Origin of the sequence: Pseudomonas sp. NPDC087346, from assembly GCF_044744235.1 — a bacterium.
Lineage (GTDB): Bacteria > Pseudomonadota > Gammaproteobacteria > Pseudomonadales > Pseudomonadaceae > Aquipseudomonas.
The window spans coordinates 1-6,302 of record NZ_JBIUXX010000123.1 but is presented as its reverse complement, the minus strand read 5'-3'; the positions used below and the strand labels follow the sequence as shown (position 1 = coordinate 6,302).

General features: G+C 48.6%; 3 protein-coding genes and 1 pseudogene. 2 read left to right on the top strand and 2 right to left on the bottom strand.

Annotated features, from left to right (window positions below):
• Positions 1-1,909: 1,909 nt before the first annotated feature.
• Positions 1,910-2,560: a helix-turn-helix domain-containing protein gene (locus tag ACIOZM_RS30975; RefSeq protein WP_401221340.1), complete on the bottom strand. Its 651-nt coding sequence runs from the start codon at positions 2,558-2,560 to the stop codon at positions 1,910-1,912.
• A gap of 1,068 nt (positions 2,561-3,628) precedes the next feature.
• Between ACIOZM_RS30975 and ACIOZM_RS30970 the strand changes: the two genes are divergently transcribed.
• Complete coding sequence (locus ACIOZM_RS30970) at positions 3,629-3,964, top strand: phage holin family protein (RefSeq protein WP_401221337.1); 336 nt, start codon at positions 3,629-3,631, stop codon at positions 3,962-3,964.
• Between the two features lie 1,364 nt (positions 3,965-5,328).
• A complete protein-coding gene (locus ACIOZM_RS30965) occupies positions 5,329-5,871 on the top strand; it encodes a hypothetical protein (RefSeq protein WP_401221334.1) in 543 nt (180 codons plus the stop codon).
• Between the two features lie 104 nt (positions 5,872-5,975).
• Here the strand turns inward: ACIOZM_RS30965 and ACIOZM_RS30960 are convergent.
• Positions 5,976-6,302, bottom strand: a pseudogene (locus ACIOZM_RS30960) (hypothetical protein); the annotation flags it as partial.

Below are 6,302 nucleotides of genomic sequence, written 5' to 3'. Positions count from 1 at the left end.
GTTATTCCCCCCAAAGGGAAAACATAGTTTTTTCATGCGGTTTGTCGCTACTAAAATACCCCTCTTTGAGAGGGGTTTTTTTCAAACCTCGCGAGTGTCATTGCGCGTTATGGGTAATGTGGCAGCCTCGTGTTGGTGATTTAAAGGTGTAATACCTCTACGCACTCGTCTGGGGATGTGTTTGCCCGAACGCAAAGGCGTTGTGGACGATTTGGGGGGCTGAAGGAAACGCTCAGGGAATAATACTGCGCTGATGGGCTGGAGGGGGATAAGTGCGGCGTAGTGGGATGTGACGGCCAGATTTATCATGTCCGATACTTTCTTGAAGCACAGTGTGGTATATCCGACAGGCATAGGTAAAAAGGTCGTGCGAATTATCCAGAAAGATCTTCAGATTTGTCATTGTGCTATTGGGCATTGTATGGTAGGGGGGGGGCGGATCTACAGAAGTCAGGCAAAGGCGTAAGTGACGAATAAGACGTCAAGGCGTGCAGATTATACTGCCAGTAGCCAGCACTGTCCCTTTAAGTGACGTAGAGGTCATCTAATCCCGCACACGACGTTAAGTTGTTCTCGGCGTGTCTAGACCATGAATTGGTGCGATCGACTTCAGTTATACCCTTGCAATAATTGCTGGTGGCGCGCTGCGGTTTTTGGGCTGTTTATGTGTTTATGCCGTTCACGGTACGGTAAAATTCAGTTTTCGGATCATGGGCTCTATCGGCGTGTTGTCCGAGTAATTCTACTCCCAACTCAAGGTGTTCGTGATATCGGGCCGCTCGCATCTCGCTTATCTGTAGGTTTGCGAGTGGGGCCTGCTTGTTCACTAACGGTATCCCTCTGCATCAAACCGCGCGCCTCGCGTCTGTGCTGCTCGTCATCTTCCGGCATCATCGATGCGATGCTGCGTTTGGGCTGGGAGTGCTTTGTTCTTGGGTAAATAGCGTGAACTCGGCAGCACAACCCAAGTCGTTCATCGTCTCTGGGTCGATGCCTTAGGCGAAGCGGGAAACTAGGGTCCTGACTGATATCAGCGCATGCGCTCGTGATCTTCCGACATCAAGCGAGCGGTAGCTTTTTTAAAATGAAACTCTCCTGCTCAACGGTGTATTTCGAGCGTCCAACTCTTAATTTTTTTGGCTGTCAAATCGCACATGCGCATTTTCAGAGGCGCAATGTAGAGTCAAGCACGCCGAGCGAGTGGCACACTATGACATGGCTATAGCCTTGATCGTGCGAGGCATGCCGCCTTGCGTTTGAATTCAGCGGAAAAAGGACCGATGTTGCTTGGTCATTAGATACTTTAATTAGGAGTGTATTCCCGCTTAATCTGGGGGCATTATTAGATCGCAACACAACGCTGGCAAGATCGGCTCTGATGTTATGACGTGAGGGGCATGCCTCGGATTGGGCCTTTGGGAATAGCAAAACTGGCTCACCTAGAGATATTATATAGAGTTCTACTGGCCGCTGTTACAGCAGTTGTTTAGATCGCTGAAGAGGTGCCACGTAAGGTTATAGCTTGCCGAGTGTTTTCGAGTGATCGATTGATAAATATTTTTGGCTGAAAGCCCATTCTTCGTGATCGGGTCGGTTTCTCTTTTAACTAATAATAGGTGCCTATAGTCATTCCCGCCATCCAAGAAAATATTATTGTCTTTCACTTGGTGCCTTTGTCCATGGAAAAGATTACACCAGCAGAGATGGAGCGAAGGCACACCTGACGAATCCTATTCCGCTCATAACGGTATGTCAGGTGTGCTTCGTATTTATTATGTGAGCTCTAAACCCACAGCTATTTAATCGCGAGTTACGAAGAAGTGTTGCCGTCCTCCATGGATGGTGCTCGACTTAAAATAAGGTATGCGCTGAGCTATCATGAGGCTCGTGTGTGATGACCATGTTGTCGTTAGTACGAAGAGGGGAGTTTTTTTAGGATTCTAACAAGATACCCTCGGTTAACTTCAATGTAGCTACCCTCCTTCAGAGCCTTTACTATGGCCAGCGCATGGGATCTGGAAACGCCAGTGGTGGCACTTATGAAAAATATAATGGTGAATTTTTCTTTTATGCTGTTAGGTAGTGAAGCGATCCACTCTAGAGAGTTTTTTATTTGTTTATAGCTATCATTTGTGCACTGAGTCAGCCATTTATTTGATATCTCGCATGAGCTGCGTGTAACAAAATCGAATATCCCATTGACGAATTCAGGGTCAGGCACAGAGAATGAGATGGAGCTAATCGGAAGCTCGTAATATTTAGTTCGTGAAATGATTTTGTAGTATGTCAATTCTCTGGTGTCTTCTGGGACCAAGCTATCAAGCCAAACCATACCGCCAGCGCAAATTATGTTCATGGTCTTCTGACCCCCTACAATCATCTGCCAAGCGCCTTCTTCGACTAATATTAGTGCACGTTTGTCAATGGTGGATATTTTATCTCCTTCGTCTGCTACTCTAAATTCCCCGTACATTTTTATCCATGACTGTAAGTACTGGTTCGTCTCTCGGGGGATGGGGGCTACAGGAGTTTTGAGATTTTGGGAACTGGATACAGGCATTTTTATCTCCTTATTCGATGGAGCCTGGCTTAGTGCAACTGTTGATAAACACAGCGCTTTAAGACAGCCTTTCCCTCCCCCCTTTTCACGTAGCCTCTACAGAGGCACGTGGAACGCGCGACTGTAGTGCAGGGTTAATACGCCACAAATCAAATAAGAATTCAAGGGGCTGTCTGATATTAGACTGTGTCTCGAATTTTTTTGGACATGACTTGGCAAATTGTCCAGAAATTTGAATGTCAAAGTTCATTAAATGATGAGAAATGCATACATAGCCTCTGCACCCATGCAGTCCGTCATTACTCAAGTGCGGGCTCTACAATTCAGTCAGACAGATAAGAAAAATCCTACGCAAGCCTTCTCTTCCGGAGTTTCCTGCCGTTTCCTTGTCACTTCGAGTGCCACGTCAGGCATCGAGGGCCAGAGGGGAGGGCGTTCTGAATGTGATCCTTAGCCCAGTGTGTGAGGTGGCTCGTCGACGTTCGCCCGGGGCCGGGAGAGTGCCTTGCAGCATTCAGTGTGTTGCTTGCGCCTCGGGTCAAGCTGAGGATAATCAAACGGTGACCGGATTTTCAACTCCAACCATTACGCAGGTGCGCACGCTTTCAGCTAAAGAAGTCGTGGGTCCTCCCCCCGTGATTTTAAACCGCACTTAATTCATATCTTTCAGCGGTAAAACGATCTTTTCGTCTATGCACTAGGGCTCGGCGCACTACGTTGACAGGCTTGGGAGAGGAGGTAGAGCGCGCGATCGAACGTGCGAATGATGTGCTTGAAACTATACGGAATAAGTAAAGTATTTCGAGAGCATAACACGGGCGGTAGTATGGCCATAACTAGTAGCACAAATAAGTCACGAATGCTGGCCGGCTCCGCTATCAGACTCTACATTGCGAATAAAGAATAAGTTCACTATAAATGCGCTGTATGAGGGTGAGGTAGAGTAATGCGATGGGCGCGTTGAAGCGCTAGTTAAGTCCAGCAGTGCTCCGTACATGTTGTATGGTGAACTCGGTCGGCGTATTGCTATTGCTCTCTCGTAAAATGCACTAATTTTGAGGTGTCCGTATGGATACTAAATATATTGAGGAAATACTGATGTCGTGGATTTTTGTTTTGGTCGCTGCAGGTGGCGGCATATTGGGTCATATGATGCGCCGACTCGGGGCTCAACAACCTATTCGTGTTGGTGAAACGGTGTTGCAGGGGGTCGGTGCTGCATTTGCTGGGTATTTGGTTTTACTCGGTTGTCGTTCCCTTAACATTCCTCCAGACGCCGCAGGCGTCATTATTGGCTTGTGTGGCTGGTTGGGGGCGGACGCCACTCTCCTGCTGCTGCAGGACTATATTTATAAAAAGCTGAATATTAAAATGGTGCCGGACGATGAACAAAAGCCAAAATAAAACCTAACGGTAGATCGGCTATTAATAACTTGTTGGGTTTTCGTGGTATTCATGAGGTCGTTGTTTTTATGGGTCGTGGGTGCCATTTTGTTATAGTTGATAGTTTGGGCGGTGATGCTGGGGTGGGGGCTAGGCTCCCTGGCAAGCTAGATGCTTGCGAATTGATGCGGGTTTATATCCGAAAAGCTGATGGGCTGTTCGACTTGAAAGTAGTGAGACTGAAATTTCATAAACGATATAAACATAATATGTGATCACGCTTTCAAACTGCAGGTACTGCGAATGGGGCTATACGTCGTTTGATGGCGTGTTGGTCGCTATTTTCGAGATGAATTGATTAAAGTGCTGAGTCGTGCGTGTACTGCAGCATTGCAATGCTCTAGAGCTTCTCCTTGTGCAGGACCGGAAACAGAAGCTGCATCTAGTGATCACATAGTTAAGTAAGGAGTCGTTCACAAACAACCTGTCACCGCCTTAATTGTTAAAAAACGCACACAAGGCGCGTGAATTACGTTAGCTCATGTGAAGCAGGTCGTCATACCTAGAAAAGGTATGATGCCAAAATGCTTGCCATGTGTCTGGATAGTTTATCTATACGGATTTAGTCTGGGAGTTACATGGCGGGGGTGGATTAATTCAGATATCAACGCAAGTAACTATCGTGAGTTTCCGAGATGTTGGCATTCGGCTTGGTCATCATCCGCAATGGGTGCATCTTGTATATACCTACTGCTCCGTAGTCTGGTTGGGCATCCCGATGGATTGCCGTTTAGCTGAAGACGGGCGTTTTGAGTTTATATGTGCCGGATCAACGATGGTCACAAGGTACGGTGAGCGATTGGCCTTTTTTTGATTAGTGCGGTCTGGACGACTCTACAGTCTCTTCGAGTCTGCGTCCGGTCCTACGGCTGCGTGGTCGGCGACGAGCCTTGAATTTTCTGCCTCGCGATTGGATATCAGTGAGCTATAGCGTCGTCGGCGTGCGGACTGGTGATTCAGGAGGAACATACTGATTCAAAATTCAATCAACTGGCGGCGCCAAATAGAGCCAGCGAGTCAACAGCTCGCGATGGCCGAAAAAAGACGCTGTCTGTCCAGGTGCTGGCCCATGTGTGGGTCGGCAATACACCCATGCTACTCATGCGATTGATGAGGGGACTGTGTAACTGGATGATGTCCGAATACTTCTCGTCGCTTTACTACCCAGCGGCATGACAGGCCGCCTGCGATGCGTCTGACACCCCAATCGGCCTTGAGCCACGACATCGGGGGAGATCACACCGTCAGTCAACTCATCACACGGATGTGGAGTGATTTCTACCCAGGGCCGCTGGCCGGGAAGCTTGCAGTTGGAGCTATAACAAATGGAGAGCATTTATTTGCGTACGAACAAGCGTGGTCTGGAGATTCAAAAAATTATTTCGCTGAATACCCAGATTACACGAGCCGAGAGCAGTCAAAGTTTCTCGGTGCTGCTGAAGGGTGCGCTCTCGAATAGTCCGTCGGTCAGCACGGGCGGCGTCATGATCAAAACGGCGAACAACGACCAGTTGGTCATTCAACTGGAGCTGGCGTCGCTCGATCTAAACGGTGCTGATGGCAGTGCCGACAAGTTCGAACGTTTCAAAAACATCAGCGTTAGATTGCCGGCATTGCCAGGGCCTTATCAAGAGCTAGAAATCACGCTAGGGATGGAGACCGTCAACTATGTCGCGCTTTCTCGCAGGCTTGATGGATCGGGAATGTTCAGAATTGACTTCATTGATTCACGGCACTTGCCGTTTCAAGATGATGCCAGTAGCGGGAAGCTGGTTCTGACGTTCTTTAACGCCGGTACGGGGCAAGCCCAACGCGAACTGGTGGAAAGCCTGGTCGATGTCATTTTCAAATTCGATTACACCCTTTGAGGATGCTCATACGGCACGTGCGCTAAGGGAGGGGCGCTACACGCAGTGGGGCCCTGAGAGAAATTTATTAGGCTTGATCAGTAGGGGGCGTTTTATAAAGCTAATCAAGTCAATATGTTGGTTTGAATGCTGAACAAGTCTCGAGTAGGTGGAATAACCGCCTCACCATTTGAACTGAGACGGCCGTGATCCAGATGATATTTGCGTCCTGAAATACGCCTCAGGCGCAAGCAGGCACGCCGCGAGCACTTGGCGTTGCACAGAACGCTGCGCATCTTCACTCCGGCATAAGCGGCAGCCGCATTATTCACCGTGCCCATCATGCGATGCACCAGGCACGACTCGTCGTCCACACCGATATGGGCCTGTATGCCGAAGCGGCATTGATGGTCTTTCTTGGCCATTGCATTTCCGGGACGCACTCGCGGTTC